The sequence below is a fragment of the Desulfobacterales bacterium genome (assembly GCA_030066985.1).
Taxonomy (GTDB): domain Bacteria; phylum Desulfobacterota; class Desulfobacteria; order Desulfobacterales; family JAHEIW01; genus JAHEIW01.
This window is the reverse complement of sequence record JASJAN010000002.1, coordinates 1-20,511: the sequence shown is the minus strand read 5'-3', so window position 1 is coordinate 20,511 and position 20,511 is coordinate 1. Positions and strand designations below refer to the sequence as shown.

The 20,511-nt window shown below is 49.2% G+C and carries 19 protein-coding genes; 9 read left to right on the top strand and 10 right to left on the bottom strand.

Features of this window, described 5'->3' with window-relative positions:
• Nucleotides 1-83 precede the first annotated feature (83 nt).
• From QNJ26_00875 to QNJ26_00865, 3 genes are all read left to right on the top strand, one after another.
• Nucleotides 84-605 carry an FmdE family protein gene (locus QNJ26_00875; protein MDJ0984064.1) on the top strand — a complete coding sequence of 174 codons (522 nt, stop codon included), beginning with the start codon at nucleotides 84-86 and terminating at the stop codon, nucleotides 603-605.
• Nucleotides 606-863: 258 nt separating this feature from the next.
• The gene (locus QNJ26_00870) at nucleotides 864-1,046 is read left to right on the top strand and encodes a hypothetical protein (protein MDJ0984063.1); all 183 of its coding nucleotides are present in this window, start codon (nucleotides 864-866) and stop codon (nucleotides 1,044-1,046) included.
• A 152-nt stretch (nucleotides 1,047-1,198) separates the two neighbouring features.
• Nucleotides 1,199-2,284 (top strand): tartrate dehydrogenase, encoded by a 1,086-nt coding sequence (locus QNJ26_00865; GenBank protein MDJ0984062.1) that lies wholly within the window; start codon nucleotides 1,199-1,201, stop codon nucleotides 2,282-2,284.
• A 20-nt stretch (nucleotides 2,285-2,304) separates the two neighbouring features.
• On the opposite strand, the gene QNJ26_00860 is transcribed toward QNJ26_00865, so the two are convergent.
• From QNJ26_00860 to QNJ26_00845, 4 genes are all read right to left on the bottom strand, one after another.
• A complete protein-coding gene (locus QNJ26_00860; GenBank protein MDJ0984061.1) occupies nucleotides 2,305-3,819 on the bottom strand; it encodes a caspase family protein in 1,515 nt (504 codons plus the stop codon).
• 88 nt (nucleotides 3,820-3,907) lie between these two features.
• Nucleotides 3,908-4,696 (bottom strand): hypothetical protein, encoded by a 789-nt coding sequence (locus QNJ26_00855; GenBank protein MDJ0984060.1) that lies wholly within the window; start codon nucleotides 4,694-4,696, stop codon nucleotides 3,908-3,910.
• Between the two features lie 86 nt (nucleotides 4,697-4,782).
• Nucleotides 4,783-5,508, bottom strand: a complete 726-nt coding sequence (locus QNJ26_00850; protein MDJ0984059.1) for a hypothetical protein — start codon at nucleotides 5,506-5,508, stop codon at nucleotides 4,783-4,785.
• Between the two features lie 215 nt (nucleotides 5,509-5,723).
• The gene (locus QNJ26_00845) at nucleotides 5,724-6,221 is read right to left on the bottom strand and encodes a hypothetical protein (protein ID MDJ0984058.1); all 498 of its coding nucleotides are present in this window, start codon (nucleotides 6,219-6,221) and stop codon (nucleotides 5,724-5,726) included.
• A 440-nt stretch (nucleotides 6,222-6,661) separates the two neighbouring features.
• Between QNJ26_00845 and QNJ26_00840 the strand changes: the two genes are divergently transcribed.
• On the top strand, nucleotides 6,662-7,579 hold the full coding sequence (locus QNJ26_00840) for a hydroxymethylglutaryl-CoA lyase (GenBank protein MDJ0984057.1): 918 nt from the start codon (nucleotides 6,662-6,664) through the stop codon (nucleotides 7,577-7,579).
• 104 nt (nucleotides 7,580-7,683) lie between these two features.
• On the top strand, nucleotides 7,684-8,496 hold the full coding sequence (gene fdhD, locus QNJ26_00835; GenBank protein ID MDJ0984056.1) for a formate dehydrogenase accessory sulfurtransferase FdhD: 813 nt from the start codon (nucleotides 7,684-7,686) through the stop codon (nucleotides 8,494-8,496).
• A gap of 15 nt (nucleotides 8,497-8,511) precedes the next feature.
• On the opposite strand, the gene QNJ26_00830 is transcribed toward fdhD, so the two are convergent.
• The 3 genes from QNJ26_00830 to QNJ26_00820 form a co-directional block, all read right to left on the bottom strand.
• Nucleotides 8,512-8,898 carry a (deoxy)nucleoside triphosphate pyrophosphohydrolase gene (locus QNJ26_00830; protein ID MDJ0984055.1) on the bottom strand — a complete coding sequence of 129 codons (387 nt, stop codon included), beginning with the start codon at nucleotides 8,896-8,898 and terminating at the stop codon, nucleotides 8,512-8,514.
• 211 nt (nucleotides 8,899-9,109) lie between these two features.
• Nucleotides 9,110-10,219: an NADH:flavin oxidoreductase gene (locus tag QNJ26_00825; GenBank protein ID MDJ0984054.1), complete on the bottom strand. Its 1,110-nt coding sequence runs from the start codon at nucleotides 10,217-10,219 to the stop codon at nucleotides 9,110-9,112.
• A gap of 193 nt (nucleotides 10,220-10,412) precedes the next feature.
• The gene (locus tag QNJ26_00820; protein MDJ0984053.1) at nucleotides 10,413-10,610 is read right to left on the bottom strand and encodes a hypothetical protein; all 198 of its coding nucleotides are present in this window, start codon (nucleotides 10,608-10,610) and stop codon (nucleotides 10,413-10,415) included.
• Between the two features lie 441 nt (nucleotides 10,611-11,051).
• Here QNJ26_00820 and QNJ26_00815 point away from each other — a divergent pair, with 441 nt between their 5' ends.
• The 4 genes from QNJ26_00815 (at nucleotide 11,052) to QNJ26_00800 (ending at nucleotide 14,511) form a co-directional block, all read left to right on the top strand.
• The gene (locus QNJ26_00815) at nucleotides 11,052-11,552 is read left to right on the top strand and encodes a (Fe-S)-binding protein (GenBank protein MDJ0984052.1); all 501 of its coding nucleotides are present in this window, start codon (nucleotides 11,052-11,054) and stop codon (nucleotides 11,550-11,552) included.
• Between the two features lie 157 nt (nucleotides 11,553-11,709).
• Nucleotides 11,710-12,510, top strand: a complete 801-nt coding sequence (locus QNJ26_00810) for a transporter substrate-binding domain-containing protein (protein ID MDJ0984051.1) — start codon at nucleotides 11,710-11,712, stop codon at nucleotides 12,508-12,510.
• 239 nt (nucleotides 12,511-12,749) lie between these two features.
• On the top strand, nucleotides 12,750-13,610 hold the full coding sequence (locus QNJ26_00805) for a hypothetical protein (protein MDJ0984050.1): 861 nt from the start codon (nucleotides 12,750-12,752) through the stop codon (nucleotides 13,608-13,610).
• Between the two features lie 514 nt (nucleotides 13,611-14,124).
• Nucleotides 14,125-14,511 (top strand): hypothetical protein, encoded by a 387-nt coding sequence (locus QNJ26_00800; protein MDJ0984049.1) that lies wholly within the window; start codon nucleotides 14,125-14,127, stop codon nucleotides 14,509-14,511.
• Between the two features lie 136 nt (nucleotides 14,512-14,647).
• Here QNJ26_00800 and QNJ26_00795 read toward each other — a convergent pair whose 3' ends face one another.
• The 3 genes from QNJ26_00795 to QNJ26_00785 all read right to left on the bottom strand — a co-directional run.
• Complete coding sequence (locus QNJ26_00795) at nucleotides 14,648-17,515, bottom strand: OmpA family protein (protein ID MDJ0984048.1); 2,868 nt, start codon at nucleotides 17,513-17,515, stop codon at nucleotides 14,648-14,650.
• 255 nt (nucleotides 17,516-17,770) lie between these two features.
• Entirely contained in the window at nucleotides 17,771-19,696 is a 1,926-nt protein-coding gene (locus tag QNJ26_00790) for a TRAP transporter permease (GenBank protein MDJ0984047.1), read from the bottom strand.
• A gap of 314 nt (nucleotides 19,697-20,010) precedes the next feature.
• Nucleotides 20,011-20,511, bottom strand: a 501-nt coding sequence (locus QNJ26_00785; GenBank protein MDJ0984046.1) for a DUF1850 domain-containing protein, incomplete at its 5' end; no start/stop codon positions are given.

Sequence of the window (20,511 nt, the reverse complement as noted above, 5' to 3'; positions counted from 1 at the left end):
CATTTTGAATCGGTTTTGAACACAGCCCTTGAGCGTTAGGTGCATTTTTGAGATGGCTTCTAGAAAAAAGAGGTAAATTTTAAATGACATATGAGGAGATTATTCAGTTTCACGGACATGTATGCCCTGGGCTAGCTACGGGGTATAGAATGGCCACCGCTGCAATGAACAAACTTGACTCGATTCGTGCTGAAGACGAAGAAATTGTGGCTATCGTAGAGAATGACGCATGCGGTGTTGATGCTTTGCAGTGTGTTACTGGCTGCACATTTGGTAAGGGAAATTTGATATTTCGCGATTATGGTAAACACGTCTTTACGATATACTGCCGATCGTCAAGATCAGGCGTTCGTGTATATTTCCACGGCAAGGAAATTCCAGAGGAGTTGCACGAGGACAAAAGCGCCCTTGCCAAATGGATCATGTCAGCCCCCAGAGATAGTCTTCTCTCTATAGAGCCAATATCTATCCCGGAACCTGAACCGGCCAAGATTCGAGATTCAATTCCATGTTCGATCTGCGGTGAAAATGTTATGGAATCACGCACAAATCAACTGGGTGGGAAGCCAACCTGTATTCCATGCTGTGAAAAACACCGGCGATAAGTGATTCAATGGAATATCAGAAATATTTGGATTATCTTAATATACATGTAAACTTGACGAAGCTGTGCTGCGGCACGGTAATTTAGGTTTTTAGAGAATTAAAATTATTGGGATTTCATTTACGTATATGAAATTTGTGTCATTTTGTGATACTGGCAAAAGATCACAAGATCAGTATTGTCCACTTTTCTATAAAGATATTACAACAGATGGAAAATTTGCTATCTAACACAATGCTATGAACAGGGGAATAATAAATTGAAATTCGACAATATTACATCGATTGGCCTGTGGGTTGGTTTGGCTTTGATAGCACTCACCTGGTTTAAGATTATACCTTTAATATACGGTTGGATCGGCTTTGCTATTGCAGTTCCTTCCTTTATTGTGGAGGCAATAAATAAAAAAAACATGCCTCCTTCTAAGGGTGATGACGATTGAAGGTAAACCTCTGAACCCCATAAACATAAAAACATAAGATTCATAACAAATCGCTTAATCCTGTTTACCTTTTTCATCCAAAAGCAATTGAGCAACGACTATTTGCATCTCCTGAAGTGTAATAAATTATTACTGCGCCACTATACGATAAAATGAATCAAAAGAAGAATAAGAAGAATTTTAAGATTGCGCTGATTCCGGGGGATGGGATTGGCAAAGAAGTCGTACCCGAGGGAGTGCGGGTGCTCGAGGCCCTTGCCACCCGGTATGGTTTTGACATCAAATTCGACAGCTTTCCGTTTGGCTGTGAGCATTTTCTGGAGCACGGGGTGATGATGCCCGCAGACGGCCTTGTGCAGTTGAGCGCTTTTGACGCCATTTTGCTGGGGGCGGTGGGCGACCCCGATGTGCCGGATCACGTCTCCCTGTGGGGCCTGTTGATTCCCATTCGCCGTCATTTTGAGCAGTATGTTAATTTGCGCCCGGTGCGCCTGCTGCCCGGCATTCGATCGCCGCTGGCCGGACGAAAACCCCAGGACATCGATTTTTATATCGTTCGCGAAAACAATGAAGGCGAGTACTCTCAAATCGGTGGGCGGCTGTATGAGGGCACCGAGCGCGAGATCGTTGTCCAGCAGTCGATCTTTACGCGTCAGGGCGTCGATAAGATTTTGCGCTATGCTTTCAAACTGGCGCAAAGCCGGCCGAAAAAACATCTGACTTCAGCCACCAAATCAAACGGCATTATCCACACCATGCCGTTTTGGGACCAGCGCTTTAAAACCATCGCCAAAGAATTTAAAGATGTCAGCGCCGATCAGTACCATATTGATATTTTAACGGCCCATTTCGTTCAGAATCCAGACTGGTTTGATGTGGTGGTGGCCAGCAATCTGTTTGGTGATATCCTGTCAGATCTGGGGCCGGCAGTGGCCGGCGGTATCGGCATTGCGCCCTCGGCCAACCTCAATCCGGAGCGCAACCATCCGTCCATGTTTGAGCCGGTGCACGGTTCGGCGCCGGACATCGCCGGCAAGGGAATTGCCAACCCCATCGCCCTGCTTTGGTCGGTGGTGATGATGCTGGACTTTTTTAATCAGAGCGCTGCTGCCGCTGATTTGATGAAAGCCATTGAAGCGGTTACCGCAGAAGGGCAGGTTCTGACACCGGATCTTGGCGGTAATGCCAGCACCTCGGATTTAACCGTTGCCGTGCTGGCGAAGATGGCTTTAGCCTGATGTTTAAAATTTCATTTTGGTTAGCGGTTGGGATCCACAAAGAAAAGAAACTCGCCTTCACCCTCCAGGCGTCCGAACAGCGGTGTTTGCGTTTGCCGGGATGCATTTGACACCGTGGGTCGCAGGTAGGCCCCCAGTTCGGTGCCCGTAACCACGTTGTCCTTGTTGAGATCGGCTGCCCCCGCAATGGCCTCTATGAAATACGTGGTGAACAACCCGTGGCCTTCTTTTTCCTGGACCTGCTCGCCCTGGCCGCCGGCGGTGATGATCTGAACCACGCGCATGGCCGATACCTTGCGCAGATAATCGCTGATCCCCGGCCAAACCCCGGCCGAACGGTTCAGCCCCAGACCGGAATAACAGCAATCCATGACATAAAAGATGTGCTTGGCTGCAATCCGGCTGGAAAGGCTGCGAATCTGCTCCATCGAAATGGCGCTTGAGGCATAACTGTCGGTTTCGGCATCCACCGGAATGATGTAGCCTTTTTTGCCGCCGCTGGGCATATCTTGCGTTTGCCCGTGGCCCGCAAAATAAAACAGAACGCGATCATTGCGGCCCACTTTTTGCGGCAGCTCGTGGAAAAGCTCGCTGAGGATCCGCCGCTGCGTGGCGGCTTGATCCATGATGATGGTAATGTCATCAAAGCCTGTTTTTTGAAGTCTATTTTTGACCGCATGGGCATCAGCCACCGCAAATTCCAGCCCCGGCCATTTTTCATATTGGTTAATACCGATAACCACCGCAAACGAGCGGCCGTAAAGCGCTTTTTGCTGGGTTGCGGATTCAACCCGGGTCAGCGGCGGCAGAGCGTATTTTTCACCCTCGATATCAATAGAGATATGCGACCGATTGCCGAGCGTATCGGCGGCTTCCACCCGAATGGTATTGGTCCCCAGTTGAATGGGGATGTCTTTGAGGAAGTTGCCGTGTTCATCCAGGGACGCCTCCAGTTGATTGACCTTGACCCAGGCCACCCCGCTTTTGTCGCTGGCCATCCCCCGCACCGTCAGGTTTTCATAAGTTTTAACAAGTTTCATCCCCCGCCGGGTGGAAGGCTCGTACAAAATAATCTCAGGCCCTTCGTTATCACTGACTTTTTCAATCTCCTGGTTTAATTTTAGCGCTTTGGGGTAATCTTTGCGGATGCTCAGAGATTTTTTGATGTTGTGATCAGCTGCCGCCATATCGCCTTTTTGAAATTGCAAACTGGCCAACAAATAGTACAGTTTGTAATTGGTGGTGCCCAGCTCGGCGGCTTTTTCAAAATAGTCGATAGCCGCTCCCGTCTGGTTTTCTTTGCGGTAATAATTGCCGACAAGTTCATAGGGCCGGATGAAGCCCGGACACAATTTGATGGTTTCCTCAAAATACTGGCGGGCCCGGTTGGCGTCTTTGGCCATACGGCCCTTCCAGAATAAATGCAAGGCCTCACCGCATCCGGCCGGCAAATTTGCACTGTCAGTTGCTTGGGCCTGACCGGCCGATAACGGAAACAAAAAACAAAAGACCGCGATGAGCTTCACATAATACATTGCTTGGACCTAAGTGATCGCCTGTTTTGATCGAATATCAAATGCCTCATGCATAAGTTGAACATAACGGACACAATTGAATCTAAATTCAAATGTCGTCTTCAATTATTTGCTGGGCGGAATTTATTTGAAATCTATCGATCGCAGCGCTTACCGAATAATCCGCCCGAATGGATGTTCTGTTAACAAAGAAATTCCGAACTTGAAAACCAACCAGCATATCACCATCCGTTACGCTGAAGGTGCTCATTTTTGTCCACTCGATGGAGCCCTTTTCTTTATAAAGTGTAATGATCTTTATACCAGTTCTCATTATACGAAATGAACCGTTGAAATACTTAATTTTCTTCGAATAACCTTTTTTCCTGCGTTCATTCACGGCGTAATTGCAGAACAGATAGGCCTGGTTCGTTCCCCCCTTCATGGACAGGCCAATGCTCATAAAGCTTAATTTGCCCGTTTTTGCGCCTGTGCTGACAACGCCCAAAGCGAACATTTGATCCATGCCGTAGATGCCTTTTTTAAAAATCATACGGCAATCCAGCTGGATGTCGAAATCTCCTCTGAACGCGAACCGGGAGCCAAAGCCTCCTTTACTGAATCCGCCGGTGCGGGTTTCAATCGTCAGCTTACCGTCTTTAAAACCCATATGTGCCGGCTTAAAATTTTTCATTTGCTGTTTGCGGTACAAATATCCGGCCCGGTCCCACAGATCTTCTCGCATGTTGTCAAACGAGTCGTTAAAATAGGCAAACTCGCTTTGCGGCAGGCTGGTTTCGATTTGCGAGGGCGCATTATCGGTGGCGCATGACAGCAGGGCGGTGAGAATGGTGAGTGACAGAGACCCGATGATGAAACCGGTCTTTTTATGTCTCATTATGCAGGCCTCCGTCTGGTAGGCGCATCAGCGCGATAATCATGCATGTTAGCCCTGCTTGTGAAACAGCGGGTTAAAATGCAAATTCAGATTTTTTCTTCAATTATTTTGTGCGCAGCATTTACGGTAAAGCGATCAATCATTGCCTTTGTCGAGTGTTTTGCCCGTATAGTGGTGCTCTCCGGGAAAAAATTTCGTAACTGAAAGCCAAACAGCATATCATTAGCGCTTACGCGGGCTGTGAGTTTTTGGGTCCAGTCGGTTGCGCCTGCCTCTTTATATAAGGTGCTAATGTACTCCCCGCTTCTGACAATACGAAACGATCCTTTGAAATTACTGATTTTATCGGAGAAGCCTTGTTTCCTATTCCCGAAGCTGCCTTTTCTTTTCCCATCGATGAAACCTAAGCTGAAGAGGTAGCCCTGCTCGTCTCCCCATCTGATGGACAGGCCGATCGTTACAGCATTGATTTTAGATATTTGCTCACGATTGTCGAATACACTTATAAGGAATACCTGATCCATATATTCAACAGCGGTATCTCTGGTAAAATCCATCAAGAAATCGAGCTGAATGTCGAAATCCCCCCTGAGCCTGTACTTGCTAACAAGCCCCCCTTTGCTGAAACCTTCGGTTCGGGTTTGAAGCAACAATTTGCCATCTTTAAAATACATGTCCGCCGGTTTGAAATTTTGCATTTGTTCTTCGCGATACAAATGGTCGGCTCTATCCCACAGATCTTCGCGCATTTCATCAAAAGAATCATTGTAATGAGAAAGTTCAGTTTGCGGAAGGCTGTTTTCAATTTGCAAGGTTGCGTTGTCAGAGGCGCATGACAGCAGGGCGCTGAAAAGGGCAAGGGATAGGATAGCAGTGATAAAACCGGCTGTTTTGTCTGGCATGAATTGCCCTCCTGACCGGCTAGAAAAAAGCGTTATTTAGAAGAAGGTATGGGTGTATTGCTGGTAGGAGCTAAATTACTAAAAATTAGCTGGGATTGTCAAATCCTACCGCCCGGGCCGGAATATTATTCGGAAGGTGATTGGGGCGGATTATTTTTTAAATCCTCGAGACGCTGGTCGAGCTCGTTGTAAGTGTCCTCGTCGAATTGGTCAATCTCCTGAGCGTGCGCCTTCCAGGTCTGCAGGCACATTTTGGCATCATGCGGGCTGTTCTGCTGGATGTAAAATTCAAAACATTCTAAGGAGACGTCTACCGATTTTTGATACAACTGCAGCCTAAATTCTTCGTATTTCTGGGGATCGAATTTGCCGGCATCGATGGCGGCCGCCCGCCAGACATTGAGCCGGACGCGACCGGCGTAAAACCCTTCCTTTTCCAGGGCCCGTTTCAATCGCCAGAGTGCATTGGCGGCTTCCAGGTTAAGCATGCGCTGCCGCTGTTTTTCCTCTTTGGTCTTCTGTTCGGCCCAGACCAGCGGCATGGCAGCCGGTGCCAGCATCATGGCGCCATAAAGGCAGAGCGCGATAATCCAGCATGCTTTATGTTTGCTCCGTCGCTTCATATGCAAAGTTAGTGTTGTATAACTGTGTGGAATGTTCCAGGGATCTGTTCAACCATAAACTTTAATTTTATATTAAAAATTGGAATAGGTCAAAGCAGATGATGGAGAGGGTGCAGGGGTGCGATAGTCAAAAGAGGTTGATCCTAATGGGTCTTAAAGATATAACAACATTTCATTGATTCTTAAATGAGGAAAATTTCCAAACACACAAATTATTAAATCCCAAATCCCAAAACTCAAATATCAAATAAATCCAAATGACCAAAATTCAAAATATCAAACATGTTTGGGTCATTGAGAAATTGAGAATTGAGATTTATTTGTTATTTGATGCTTGAAATTTGTGATTTTAACGAATTCATTTTTAAAGAAGATTGATTACATTAAATGTAGTTTGCCCTACTGCTTGTAGGAAGCAGCCCTAATAGCCGGTAAAGACGATGAAGCAACATCCTTCCAAGGTGGTCATTGAAGAGCAGGGGCTGCGCGATGGTCTGCAGAGCGAAAAAGCCCTCGTGCCCACCGAAAAGAAATTAGCGCTGATCGACGCTCTGGTCGATGGCGGTGTGCGGCGTATTCAGATCGTTTCGTTTGTGAATCCCAAACTGATGCCGCAAATGGCCGATGCCGAAGCGCTGTGTGCCGGCCTGAAACAGCGGCCCGGCGTGACCTATAGCGCCCTGGTGCTGAATGCCAGAGGCATCGAGCGCGCAGCGGCTGCGGGTCTAAAGCACGTTGCGGCTTCGATCTCCGCCAGTGATACCCACAGTCGCAAAAATGCCAATGCCTCTCTGACCGATGCCCGACGGCAGTTTGCCGACATGATCAAGATCGGTAAAACACATGGGCTGACCGTCAGTGGCGGTCTGCAATGTGTCTTTGGCTGTCGATTCGAGGGGGCCATCGATCCTGAAGTTGTTTTTGATATCGTCAAAGAGCAGCTCGACCAGGGTATTGATGAAATCGTGCTGGCAGACACCACCGGTATGGCCAATCCACAATCGATTCAACAGATCTGCGCCCGGGTCATTAAGCTGGCCAATGGGACTCCGGTGATTTTGCATCTGCATGATACAGAAGGCAAAGGCCTTGCTAATGTTCTGGCGGCGCTGTCGCTTGGAGTGGATCATTTCGATACGACCTTCGGTGGCATCGGCGGCTGCCCCTTTATCAAAGGTGCCTCCGGCAACATCGCCACCGAAGATCTGGTGTGGATGCTATCTCAGATGGGGATTGATACTGGTATCGATGCCGGCAAGGTTGCTGCCATCAGCCGGGAATTGGAATCCTTTTTCAAGAAACAATTTGCCGGCAAGATGCACCGCCTACTGGCCAGGGATGATATTCAGTTGCTGTGATCTTAAACGGTTGCAGCTCTTGAAAATGTCGTTTGTGACCGTTATCTTAAATTTAGCACCGACACTGGTGATGCTTCAATTTTTGCTGTCTTTCGGAAAAACCGATGAGCGATTCAAACAATCATAAGATTTTCTTCTGGGATCAAGGGGCCCATAAAACCACCGGCAATCACCTTGTCGGCGAAGAACCGCTCTCGATCCGTCTGGAGGGAAAGCCCTATTCGGTGATCATGCGCACACCGGGAGATGAAAAAGCCCATGCGGCCGGATTTTGCCTGGGGGAAGGCATCATCGACACACTGGATGACGTCACCTCGATTGCCTTCTGCGACGGCGAAGATACCAATGTGATTGCTGTCACCTTAACCTCTGCCAGAAGAAAAAATATACCGGATACGCTTGATCGGCGCGGCTACATCAGCCAGACCAGTTGCGGCATTTGCGGCAAAGAGCTGGTCGAAGAGCTTTACCAGTTGATTGAACCCGTCAAAAACGAATCGCCTCTGGATGTTGAGCGGGCCTGTGCCTGTCTTGAAAATATTACCGATCAGCAAACCCTGCGCCGGCGGACCAAAGCGTCTCATGCGGCAGTGCTTTACGATTCAAATTACGAGTTGCTGTCTGTGGCTGAAGATGTGGGGCGGCACAATGCCCTGGATAAAGCCATTGGCAAGGCGTTGCTCGAAGGAAAGCTTGACAGCGCGGCGCTGGTTATTTTGTCATCCCGTATCAGCTACGAGCTGGTACAGAAAGCGGCCCGTGCGCGCATTCCGGCCATTTTTGCATTATCGCGACCGACGGCGCTGGCTGTTGATCTGGCCACTCAACTCAACATGACCCTGGCAACTCTGGTCGACGACGAGGGGTTATACATTTTCTGCGGTGCCCACCGGCTGAATGCGAAGCCATCCAATTAGCCGAAAAAAAGCGTCCTATTTATCCTTGCGCTGCAATTGGTCGACAAAAGGAATATCTGCCGGCGCAAAATCATAATTAGATAACTGTTCGGGGGATACCCACCTGTAATCGGCATGATCATTTAAAGTGATGCTGCCGGATGTCCAGCTTGCGCGATACGCCATCAGCCTGATCGCACCGTGGTCGTACTGATAGACGCTTTGACCAAAGTATCGGCCGACTGTGACGCCAATGCCGAATTCTTCCTTCATTTCCCGCTGCAGGCAGGCCTGCGGCGTCTCGCCGGCTTCAAGCGTACCACCGGGAAATTCCCATTTGCCGGCCTGGCGGTCATCGGCCTTGCGCCGGGCAATCAGGATCTTGCCGTCTTTTTCCAATATCGCCGCCGTCACCGTCTTCATATTTAAAGTCTACATTATAGATCTTTCTATCAATGGGATTCGCTCCAGCTATATAGCCTTCTACTATTTAATGGAGATGTCAGGTTTCGGGTGTCAGGTGTCAGTCTTTGGCCCGATGGGCCTAATTTTGGCCTTAAAACCTGTGGACAACAAGCATTTTGAGAGAGATTTCAGGCTGCGATTGACATACTGTGGCCTGACACCTGACACCTTATTCTTTGGCCTGTTCCCGTTCTTCGGTGAGGCAGTAGATGCCCTCGCCCTTGATGGCCGGCTTGAAGCACATATTATCCGATACACAGGTGGCTTTGGTGAGATCGCCGGCTTTCCAGCGGTTGATCAGGTGGGGTTCCCGAATAAACGGACGGCTCATGGAAATATAATCCGCCACGCCATCGGTAATCAGGTTTTCGGCGACGTGATAAGAGCGGTTTCCGCCGACCAGTATGAGGGTCACATCGGATTCTTTTCTGAGCGCTTTGGCTTCTTCCTGAAAATAGGCCTCTTTTTCCTCTTTGTTGATACCCAGTTGGCTTGGGCGGGTCTTGGGGCTGATCGGCAGACCGCCGCTGATTTCAATGGCGTCAATACCGGCATCTGCAAGTATCTTTCCAACCTGAACAAATTCTGCGGGTTGTAAACCGTTGTCGCTAAAATCTTTACAATTCATTTTGATGAGAACCGGGTAATCGGCACCGACAGCCTCCCGGATGGCCCGCAGCACTTCCAGGGGCAGTCTGGCGCGATTTTCGATGGAACCGCCATATTCATCCGTGCGGTGATTGAACATGGGCGAGATGAACTCGCTGAGCAGATAGCCGTGGGCACCGTGGATCTGAATACCGTCAAAGCCGGCGACTTTGGCCCTGCGGGCTGCCGTGGCAAAGGCGCTGATCACTCTCTGGATATCATCCATTGTCATCTCCTTGCGCATGCCCTCGGCAATACCGTCTATAGCCGAAGGTGCGATCGGCGTTTGACCGGACAATTTCTCATTGCCAAAAAAGCCGGCATGAGCCAGCTGGCAGACAATCTTGCCTTTTTGGCCGTGGACGGCAGCGGTCATCTCTTTGAGCCCTGAAATCATATCATCGTTATGGATGCCCAGTTGACCGGTACCGGCCTGGCCGACTTTTTGAATATAGGCATGGCTGCTGATGATCAATCCAACACCACCGGCAGCCAGTGCTTCCATCATTTCAACCAATGGTGGCGTGCAGCTTCCGTCTTCGGTAGCCAGGCCTTCCCAGGTGGCCGAGCGCACAAACCGATTTTGCAGTTGCATACCGTTAATTTCAGAGGTTTCGAACAAGGATTTCATCTTCTCCTCCTTGATACCTAAATTTCACCCTTTGGTCTTCGCCTTGAGGCTCCTATAGGCCCGCCACAGGCGGATGTTTAAGGGCGAAGCTATCCGCTCTTCGGCGGTTAGCTTCGCCCTTAAATGGGTTGCCTATGAAAGCCTCCGACTCATGCACAATTTAGATATTAGTATAAGGTTTAAAACTATGATTTCAATGGATGATTCCCTGGCGCACGATATAGTACCATTCATCGATGAGCTTTTGGCGGTTTTCACGGACCCACTGCTCGCCATTGGCTTGAACCAGTTCCGTAATCCGGATGGACAAAATTTCGAGTTCTTGGGGAGAGCCCGGTATGTTATGGGTTCCCAACAGCTTATATATGACGTCCAGCTGTAATGGCTTCATCTGCGCCCTCTGGATTATTTTCAGATAAGTTGTTCCCTAATCCACTTTACTTATATTCAAACAGTGACAGGGCAGGCGCTACAAACTCAGAACCCTGTCTTTCTATCAGAAAACAGGGTTTTTTTTACTCGTTTCATGACATTCCCTTAACAAGGGGTGCGCGTTTAGAAATTCCAACCGCTAAATACCATGAGATCTTTGTTATCGTCAAGGTTTTTAGATGGTTGCCCGAAGTGTGCTCTGAATGGGATGTGCAATTTTTTAAAGGATGAAAACAGCGGCGAAGATGTCAACATCTCATCATTAGCAGAACAAGCGGGTATCAATAACGATTTGCTATTCGACAGTTGATGATGTTAGGTTGCTTTGATCCGGAATACTTTAACCCATTAAACCTGGACCCGGAGAACACCCATCGCTTTACTGAGTGGCTATAAAAAGGTGATTTTCAGGCCGGAGCAAAATCCGGAATTTGAATCCCTGCATTGCATTGCCGATCTGGAGCAGGATATCGCGTTGGTATTGCCTTATCTGAATACCGTTCTGGGCGGATTTGAATACTTAAACGATCCACCGGCATTGATTTTAAAATCACGGGGGCGCCTGATTACGCTGCATGCGCGTCAAATTGCTATCAATGCCCTCAAGGACGCGGACGAAGCCGAAAAGTTATTACAATGGCTGATGGCTGAGATCAATGCGGCCTGGGAAGCGCGAGACGGCATCGAACCGAGCTTCGAAGGATTACCGCGGCCTGGTGTCCTTGAGATCCTGCGGCAGCTGCCCAAAACCAATTGCCGCAAATGCGGTCAGCGCACCTGCCTGGTCTTTGCCACCCGCCTGGCAGAAGGCATTCAGGTTCCAGCGGACTGCACCGAACTTTCCAAGAAATCCCGCCAGGGACTTGAAGATTATCTAACAGGGTTTACCTTTAAAGACTAACTTCTATTTAAAAAGGCATCTAAAGTTCTTGGGTTGAACCCGTTACCCGCTTGTTCGCCTCTGGCGGATCGCCCCGTTTGACGGTCAAAGAATAAGATGAGGCTTTTGCGATCTCTAACGCGCTCAACTGGATAACCTAACTGAGAGGAGAACACCCATGAGAAAGACCATCTTCATAGCTGCACTTGTATCGGTGCTGATATTTGTCTGTGTTACCAGCGCCCCGGCCGGAAAGGTAATGGACCGCATCTTGAAAAAAGGGGAGTTGGTCGTTGGCACAACTGGCTCGCAACCGCCTTTGAACGCTACGACAAAGGATGGTCAAATTATTGGCCTGGATGCCGATATCGCCAACCGAATCGCAGCCGGAATGGGTGTCAAAGTGCGTTTTAAGACCATGCCGTTTCCAAAGCTGCTTCCGGCGCTTCATAAAGATAAAGTGGATATCATTATATCCAGTATGACCATGACGCCTAAACGCAATTTAAAGGTGGCTTTCATTGGCCCCTATTACGTTTCCGGTAAAGGGATGTTAACCAAATCGAAAACCATAGCCTCCTTGCAGGCGGCTGACAGTTTGAACGATTCCCGATTTAAAGTGGTTGCCCTCAAAGCTTCGACCAGTGAGGCTTTTGTTAAAAAGACCGCTCCCGATGCCAAACTGGTGCTTGCCGAATCTTATGATGAAGCCTTGGGCTTTTTAATGGAGGATAAAATTGATGTGCTCGTCGCCGACTTTCCGTATTGTGCCTTTACGGCCTACCGTTATGAGGATAAAGGATTGGTGGCCGGACAGTCGCGGCTTACCTTTGAGCCCCTGGGGATCGCTGTCAAAGAAGATACATTGCTCATTAACTGGTTGACCAACTATATGAAAATGCTCGACGGCAGTGGTGAACTGATGCTGCTCAATAAACGCTGGTTTCAAAATTCAGCCTGGATCAAAGATCTTAAATAACAATGCGCCTGATTGATTTTAAATGATCCATTTGATAAGGGGCGGCCGTATGGCCGCCCTTTTTTGCTATTTAAATTAATATGTCGAAATGTAGAAAACTATATGAGATAAAATGATCTAACTATTTATAATACTTGACTTTCTTATATGCTTCGGGTAATCATATTAAGTCGCCAAACAATACTGGCGTTTCAATATTTTTCGATACTCCATAGGTGCTTTTGTATAAAGGCTTTAGCATGAATACTGCCGTTGCAGAAAAGCAAGTTCTTGCCCGAAATGAATCGGTCAAATTTGAAGATTTTCTGAGCAACTACCCACCCGGAGAAGTCCAAATCATCTCTAATCTGGGGATCAGCCGAACACCCAATTCAACGCCCATTTTAATTAAACCACGCCTAAAACTGAATTGCCCCAACAGCATTTGCAATGGTGTTCGGTTTTTCGATTCCTACCAGACCAAAAAATTACCTTTAAGCGAGAAGTGGTCCCGAATTTTTCTGCATTATTCCTGCGCCAACTGCCGGACCCATTCTAAAATATTTGCCATCATGGCGCGCTGGAATGCGGACCATGACGAAGGCGAAGCCATCAAAGTCGGTGAATGGCCGCCCTTTGGGCCCAAAGTTTCCCCCCGCGTGATCTCTATCCTGGGAGAAAATAAGGACTTGTTCTTGATGGGTCGCCGGTCGGAAATTCAGGGTCTGGGTATCGGCGCGCTGGCCTATTATAAAAGGGTGATTAGAAATCAAAAGGTTCATATTTTTGATGAGATCATCCGGGTGATGCGTCGAAGCGGTTCGTCCGACTCTAAAATCGAAAAGCTCAAATCAGCCAAGAAGGAAAAGCACTTTAAAGACGCGGTGGCGTTGATCAGCGATGCCATGCCGCAGGCCCTTTTAATTAATGGCTACAATCCCCTCGCGTTGCTGGACCAGGCGATCAGCAAAGGATCTTATGTTCACAATGATGCTGATGCGCTCAAACTGGCCACGGCTTTGAGAAGAATATTAAGTGAACTGGCCGAGCGGGTGTCCAGGGCCCTGGAAGATCAAACGGATTTGGATGAGGCAGTTAATTTTATCCTCCAGCACGACTAAAAAGCGGGCTTAAAAATGCATTTAACCCCCAATGGTCCGCCAATATTCGTGGCGGATTAAAAACCGATTTCAAAATGCTTGAATACTAATCCGCCGGAGGCGGACTCCACTTTTGAATCGGTTTTCGCCTTGCTTTGTTGAACACCTTAATTTGCATGGATCAGATGTGAAATCCCGCATTCATGCGGGGAACGTTATCTACACTTTTAAGCCCGCTTTTACTCTATATAAGATCTTTCTACATTATATACCTACGGGCGCAATCCGCCGGAGGCGGACTCAGCGGGCAAACCTGATAAATTGATCTGCTATTTCTTGAGCCCGCTTTTTAATTTTCCTTCTTCGATTCTTACCTCCTTAAAATAAAATGCGATACGTTTCCTTTCCTGGTTTGCATCTGCCAGCATTTAAATTCACCTTTTAACCGGAAATATGCTAAAATAGAAATTACATTGAAAAAGTGACGCAGGCAAACGATATATCATTTTGACTTAACTGTTCAGTGGAGGATGCAATGGCCCCCAATAAGGTCGTGGTCAAATTCAAAGACAACACCATCATGAAAGGCAAAACCAACGACTTATTTCCCAACAAAAATCAATTTCACCTGGAAGATGCTGAAGGGAAAATATTTGAAATTAACCTGGAAGATCTAAAAGCCGTATTTTTTGTAAAGGATTTTGAAGGCAACAAAGAGCACAAGGATAACTATGCTGACGAAATTGCCGCCGGCGGTCGAAAAATGAAAGTTAGTTTCTCCGATGGCGAGGAGATCACCGGCTATACCCTTGGCTATTCTCCGGATCGCCAGGGTTTTTATTTAACGCCGGCCGATCTGAAGGGTAACAATGAACGAATTTTCGTTGTCAAATCAGCGACTGAAAAAGTAGAGTTTTTATAATCCTCAGGCAGACTGTCATCAAGCAAAGATCGCAATGTTTAAGTTATAAAATAGTTGAAGTATTGGCAAGCTAAAGCGCCCGTTTCGAACCGAGTGCCGGTTCAAAACGGGCGCTTTGTTTAAGGGAGGTTTGCGGTTAGTTGCTTCGTTCGTATTCGAGTGTGACGGTGACCGTGCGGTTGAGCGCGCGGCCTTCCGGTAGCTCATTGTCAAACAACGGGTTGTGCGGGCCGGCGCCGTCATAAGAGATATTGCCGCTGTTTATGCCGCCGCCGGCGATGATCATTTCAAAGGCCGCCTTGGCCCGCCGCTTGGACAGATCGATGTTATAGGCTTCTTTGCCGATGGTATCGCTGTGACCCATGATAGAGACTGTGGCGGTCGGAATTTCATTGATGCGGGCAATGATCCGATCCAGCACAGCCCGGTTGCGCTCTTTGATGTCGGCGCGATTGAATTCAAAAAGAATCAGCGCGTATTTTTCCATGACTTTGTAGCCTTCCTTTTTGGCCAACCGCTCTTCGCGTTTAATTAGGCGCACGCTGGTGCTGGCATGGGTTTTATAAACGCGGCCTTTGCGGTCTTCGACCTCAATGTTGGCGCCGATATTCTCGTAGGTGCCGATTTTACCCAAGCCCAGCTCTTTGAGGTTAAACTGGTATGCGGACATTAAATCGCCCTGTCCCGAGGCCGAATCAATCAGCGTTCCATCGCCCACCAGCGCCACATTCCAGCGCTGCAGATCATAGCCGCTGTCTATTTGGGGCTTGACCTGCAATTGTTCCGAGTTGCTGATCTTGGCAACATAGGTGCTTTTGATGGTGTCCATGATGGCTGGGGATTCGGAATAGATTTCCACGCGCTGGTTTTCAGCGCGGCCCTCGGGCACGCTGCTGGCGCTGGCCACCGCGGGTCGATTGCGCACTTCAAGCTGCATGCGGGAAGACTCGATGCCCCAGATGTATTTTAAATAGGCCTTGACAGATTCCGCGCGGCTGCGGGACAGATCTTTGCGATTATATTCTTTATCCCGATGGGCGTTGCAGCCCACAATCTTGATCTGCGCTTCGGGGTTGTCGCGCAGGCGCTTCCCGATAATGTTAAGGGTATGGGTATACTTTTCCATCGTGTCTTTTAACTTGCTTTCGCTAAACGACTTGGTCTCGGACTGACCGCTGAAGGTTGCATAGCGGGCGGGTATGTCGCTTTGACCGGTTTCAAAAAAGACATAATTGAGCAGTGGTGAGCTGTCGATGGTGGTGACCTCTTCAATCGTCAGCCTGGCGGGCTCAAGGGCCACTGTGCCTTTTGGCGGCCCAATCAGTTCATGGATCAACTCTCTGCGGGTCACTGTAACCGGACACGTGGCGGTCATGGTTTCATAGGTATCCTGATTGGTGTCGGTCACCTTGATGCGCGCCTGCAGGGTGCTGCAGGCGGCCAACTTGTCACGGCCGATATCATCCAGTGAAAGGGCGGTCTCCGGCGCCAGCAACTGGGCGCCTTTTACGGTCTTGATGGTTTGCTGATCGCCCTGGATATCCAGCTCCCAGTCCGCCATCCCGTATTCGGCTTCAATCTGAGACAGGATTTTTATCTCACTTAGATTGGAGCTTTCGGCAATAAACTGGTTGGCGGCCATGGCCTGCATATCGCCGGAGTCATAAATAATGTCGACGCGCTGGTTTTCAGCCCGACTGCCCAGCTTATCGGCCGGTGCCGGCTGTGCCGGCAAATTACGGGCCTCGACCGTCATGCGGGAGCTGTCGATGCCCCAGACCGATGAAAGATAGCTTTTCACCGATTCCGCCCGGGCTTTTGAAAGTTCCAGGTTGCCCTTCTCAACGCCGGAATCCGAGTTGCAGCCCACAATTTTGATCTGCGCCTCTGGTACGGCGGTCATTTGCCGGCCGACGATGTTGAGCACATTCTTGTAACGGTCTGTTGCGTTGGTCAGTATGCTTTCATTAAAGGCCGCTGTGTGGGCACGGTCTTTTATAAGCACATAGTTGTCGGAGATATCGCTTTTGCCGGTTTTAAAAAACACCTGGTTGAGCACCGGAGAGCCATCCAGCAGGGTTAGCATATCAAAATTTAGCTGAGCCGGCTGCAGACTCAAAGTGCCGCTGGGCGGCTGATAAAATTTGTAATTGACAACATAGCGATGCAATAAGGTGGTGGAAAAGGATTGAAAGATCGGCAGCAGCTCCGATGCGGAATGGGCTTTCCAAATTTGCCCATTGTGTTTCTCAACAAACGCTTGCAGGAACTTATCCATTTTTCGACCGGGCATATAATCAACCGCAAAAACTTCCAGGTTGCGGATGTCGTGGGCTTCGGATTCAACCACAAAGCTTTTAAATTTACTGTTGAGGTCTTCGCCGTCTGAAAAAACCACCAAAAATTTATTTTCTTCAGGGGGCATTTTGCGAATCAAGCTGAGTCCGGCCACCATGGCTTCATACAGATAGGTCGTTCTGGTCAGCCCATCGCCAAAGGCGTCTTTTAAAAACTGTTTTAGCTCCGGAATCGACTTGGCGGTGGCGGCTTGGGTATGGAGCCAGTAGGCCTTGACATCCATGCCGCTTTTTTTGCTGAACGTCACGATGGACACATTGTCCATCGGACGCAGGCTGTCAAAAAATTTATCCAAAGCCGCCAGCAATGGTTTGATGGCCTTTCGTTGTCTCATGGAATACGAATTGTCCACCACCATTACAATGTTCAGCGGCACGGATTCGCTGGTTTCCAGCGATTCGATGGATTGGATCTGAGCCTCCCGTTTGCCGCTTTTGATCACAAAGTCTTTGGGCATTAATCCTTTGATAGGGTTGTTGTTGGCATCTTTCACCGATATCAGCAGGCTGTTTTCACCGGCCGGCTGATGCGTCAGTTTGGTTTCATGGTTCGGTGTGAGGACCTCAATTGGCTCTGTCGCCAGGCAATTGGCCGAGTACAACAGCAGAAGACCGGCGACCAGAAAGGCGATTTTGTTCTTCATCATTTTTCCTCCCAAATTATGTTAATCGTTGATTTTTTTATATAAATTTCAGTTAACGGCTCATATACAGCAAGAAGCATTCCAGAACGGCACAGATAAAATTAAACCAAGAAATTTCAGCAGGTTATATAGACTTGATCTCGGCTGCCAGGTTTAAATGTCAGAAAACCGTCTGATTTTGTGTACAAGGCGTCAATTTTATTGAACAAAATGTGTCGGTTAAGTCGGCCTAACCAGTTCAATGGGCCAAGGGAGATATTAAACGTTTTTGTTAGATGGCTTCTGTATGGATAATGATTTGGAGGATTTTTTTCTGCGGATCAATTGATAAATGAGCAGAAGGATGAACAGCGCCAGGCCGATATAGTTAAGAAGCGGATTGGCCCAGATGAGCAAAAGCGCAGCCGCGCCCTGCAGGATGGTTTCCGGCCAGTTCAGGTGGGTCAGAAAGTAGCGCTCCATGCAGACCACAAAGGCAATGATCGATAAAATGGAAAAGATAACGGTTTTGATGACCTCGGGAGCGGGCCCGTTCAGCAGCAGCGGGTGGTAGGCCATGATGATCGGAATAATATACAATCCCTTGGCCAGTTTCCATGAGGTGAAGGCGGTTTTCATCGGGCTTGAGCCGGCAATACCGGATGCAGCAAAGGATTCCAGGGCCACCGGAGGCGTGACGTTGGCATCCTGGCTGTACCAGAAAACCACCATATGGGCGGTGAGCAGCGGGATGCCCAGATCCATGAGCCCGGGGCCGGCCAGAATGATCAACACAATATAAGAAGCGGTCACGGGCAGCCCCATCCCCAGAAAAAGCGAGGTCAGGGCCACCAGCAGCAGGGCCAGCAGGGGAATTCCCTGGGACAGTGATACCACCAGCGAGGAAAAACGCAGACCGGTGCCGGTCAAGTTGACAATACCGACAATGATACCGGCGGCGGCGCAGGCCACGGCCACCACAATTGCGTTGCGGGCCCCCTGCTCCAGGGTTTTGATCAGGGTGCCAATAGAAATTCGGGAGCCTTTGCGCAGCAGGGCGGTAAAATAGACGGCTAAAATGGCGATGAAACCGGCCATCATCGGGCTGTAGTTCATAACTAGAACGATGATCAAAATGGCCACCGGGATAATGAAATGGATGCCGTCTTTGAGGGTCTGCAGAATATTTGGTAGCTGGTCTTTGGGAAGCCCCCAGATGCCCTGTTTTTGGGCTTCAAAATGGACAAACAAAATCACCGAAAAAAAGTAAAGCACCGCCGGAATGAAAGCTATTTTAATGATGTCCAGATAAGGCGTTTGAGTAAATTCGGCCATCAGAAAGGCGCCGGCCCCCATAATCGGCGGCATCAGCTGTCCACCGGTGGAGGCGGCGGCTTCCACGGCGGCGGCTACATGTTTGCGGTAGCCGATTTTTTTCATCATCGGGATCGTAAAAGAGCCGGTGGCCACCACGTTGGCCACGGCACTGCCGGCCACCGAGCCCATAAATCCGCTGGCCACCACAGCGGTTTTGGCGGGCCCGCCCGAAAAGCGCCCGGTTACCGAATAAGACAGGTTGATAAAAAAGCTGCCGGCGCCGGTTTTGTCCAAAAATGCACCGAAGAGGATAAAGATGAAAACAAAAGTGGACGCAACACCCAGGGGCAGACCGAAGATGCCCTCGGTGGTCAGCGAAAGGGTGGTGGCGATGCGTTCAACACTGTAGCCTTTGTGGACAATCAGCTCTGGCATCCAGGGGCCAAAATAGCCGAACAGCAAAAACATAATGGCAATGACGGTCAGGTTCAGCCCGATCACCCGGCGGGTGGCCTCCAGCACCAGCAATACCAGGGCAACCCCCACTCGAAAATCCCACGGGCTCCATTCCCCCTGGCGTTCGAAAATACCCTGTAGATCGATAAAAATGTACAGCCCGATGAAAACTGCCATGGCGATCAAGATCAGATCGATGAGCATGGCAAAGTTGAATTTATCTTTACGGACGCCTTTGTAAAGGGGTTTGGTTAAAAAGGTCAATGCCAGAATGCAGGTTAAAAAGACAGAGCGATGCCGCATGGCGGTCATGGCCACCATCCCGGCGGTGTACAGCTGAAACAGGCTAAGCCCCACACCGATAACGGTCAGACACCAGGCAATGATGCGGGCCGTCGGGGTATTCGTTTCTGTGGCTTTAGATTCGTCCATAGTCGCATTCAGCTATATTGATTTTTCACCACCCGCCGCGCGAAATAAAAAATGTAATTTTTTTACCGCAGAGACGCAGAGTCCGCAGAGATGATTTTTTAATTTTGCTTTCCGTTGAGAGGACGGAAAGCAAAAAAAATCTGCCTCCGGCAAGAATAAAGGGCTCCGTTGTTTACCAAGCTATATTAAATAGCTTTATTGTTTTGCCGCGAAGCGGTTGAGTGGTTTTCATTTGTCGGCGTCTCAGCGACAAATGAAAAAAATACTTACTCTGCGAACTCTGCGTCTCTGCGGTGAATATAAAACTCAGATACTTACCGCGGTGTGGCCGGGTGCGGCCAGATTCGGCGCCACAGGCTATACAGCCAGCTCACCGGTCGGGCTGCAAACTGCACCGCCACGTGCGGTGCCACTGCCGACAGGTTTTTTTCACGACCGCGCCAGATCACGGTGTGATCCACCCCGGGGCTGCCCACCCGCAGGATAAAGTCACCGGTGGGCATGTGCATATCTTCGATGACCTCATAGTCGCCGCGCCTAACCATGCGGCCCACACCGGGCATGCGTCCCATGCCGGCGCCGAATTTCAAATAACGCTCCTCTTCAATGAAAATACGCCCCTCGGCATCCAGGCTGTGTTCTTCCCAGATCGGGGCGTTTTCCACCGAATGATGATAGTGTAGGGTAAAGCGCTCGCCTGGCTGCAGCGGTACCACCAGCAGCGGTGGCCCGCCTTTGACCGGTTTAACGGCTAATTCCAGGCCTCCGGGCACATGCCAGCCAATCAATGCAAAGGCAACGACCAGGCCGGGGGG

Coding starts and splice junctions, on each gene's coding strand:
- QNJ26_00875 (MDJ0984064.1), top strand. CDS start 84: ATGACATATGAGGAGATTATTCAGTTTCACGGACATGTATGCCCTGGG.
- QNJ26_00865 (MDJ0984062.1), top strand. CDS start 1,199: ATGAATCAAAAGAAGAATAAGAAGAATTTTAAGATTGCGCTGATTCCG.
- QNJ26_00860 (MDJ0984061.1), bottom strand. CDS start 3,819: ATGTATTATGTGAAGCTCATCGCGGTCTTTTGTTTTTTGTTTCCGTTA.
- QNJ26_00855 (MDJ0984060.1), bottom strand. CDS start 4,696: ATGAGACATAAAAAGACCGGTTTCATCATCGGGTCTCTGTCACTCACC.
- QNJ26_00845 (MDJ0984058.1), bottom strand. CDS start 6,221: ATGAAGCGACGGAGCAAACATAAAGCATGCTGGATTATCGCGCTCTGC.
- QNJ26_00840 (MDJ0984057.1), top strand. CDS start 6,662: ATGAAGCAACATCCTTCCAAGGTGGTCATTGAAGAGCAGGGGCTGCGC.
- fdhD (MDJ0984056.1), top strand. CDS start 7,684: ATGAGCGATTCAAACAATCATAAGATTTTCTTCTGGGATCAAGGGGCC.
- QNJ26_00830 (MDJ0984055.1), bottom strand. CDS start 8,898: ATGAAGACGGTGACGGCGGCGATATTGGAAAAAGACGGCAAGATCCTG.
- QNJ26_00825 (MDJ0984054.1), bottom strand. CDS start 10,219: ATGAAATCCTTGTTCGAAACCTCTGAAATTAACGGTATGCAACTGCAA.
- QNJ26_00820 (MDJ0984053.1), bottom strand. CDS start 10,610: ATGAAGCCATTACAGCTGGACGTCATATATAAGCTGTTGGGAACCCAT.
- QNJ26_00810 (MDJ0984051.1), top strand. CDS start 11,710: ATGAGAAAGACCATCTTCATAGCTGCACTTGTATCGGTGCTGATATTT.
- QNJ26_00805 (MDJ0984050.1), top strand. CDS start 12,750: ATGAATACTGCCGTTGCAGAAAAGCAAGTTCTTGCCCGAAATGAATCG.
- QNJ26_00800 (MDJ0984049.1), top strand. CDS start 14,125: ATGGCCCCCAATAAGGTCGTGGTCAAATTCAAAGACAACACCATCATG.
- QNJ26_00795 (MDJ0984048.1), bottom strand. CDS start 17,515: ATGATGAAGAACAAAATCGCCTTTCTGGTCGCCGGTCTTCTGCTGTTG.
- QNJ26_00790 (MDJ0984047.1), bottom strand. CDS start 19,696: ATGGACGAATCTAAAGCCACAGAAACGAATACCCCGACGGCCCGCATC.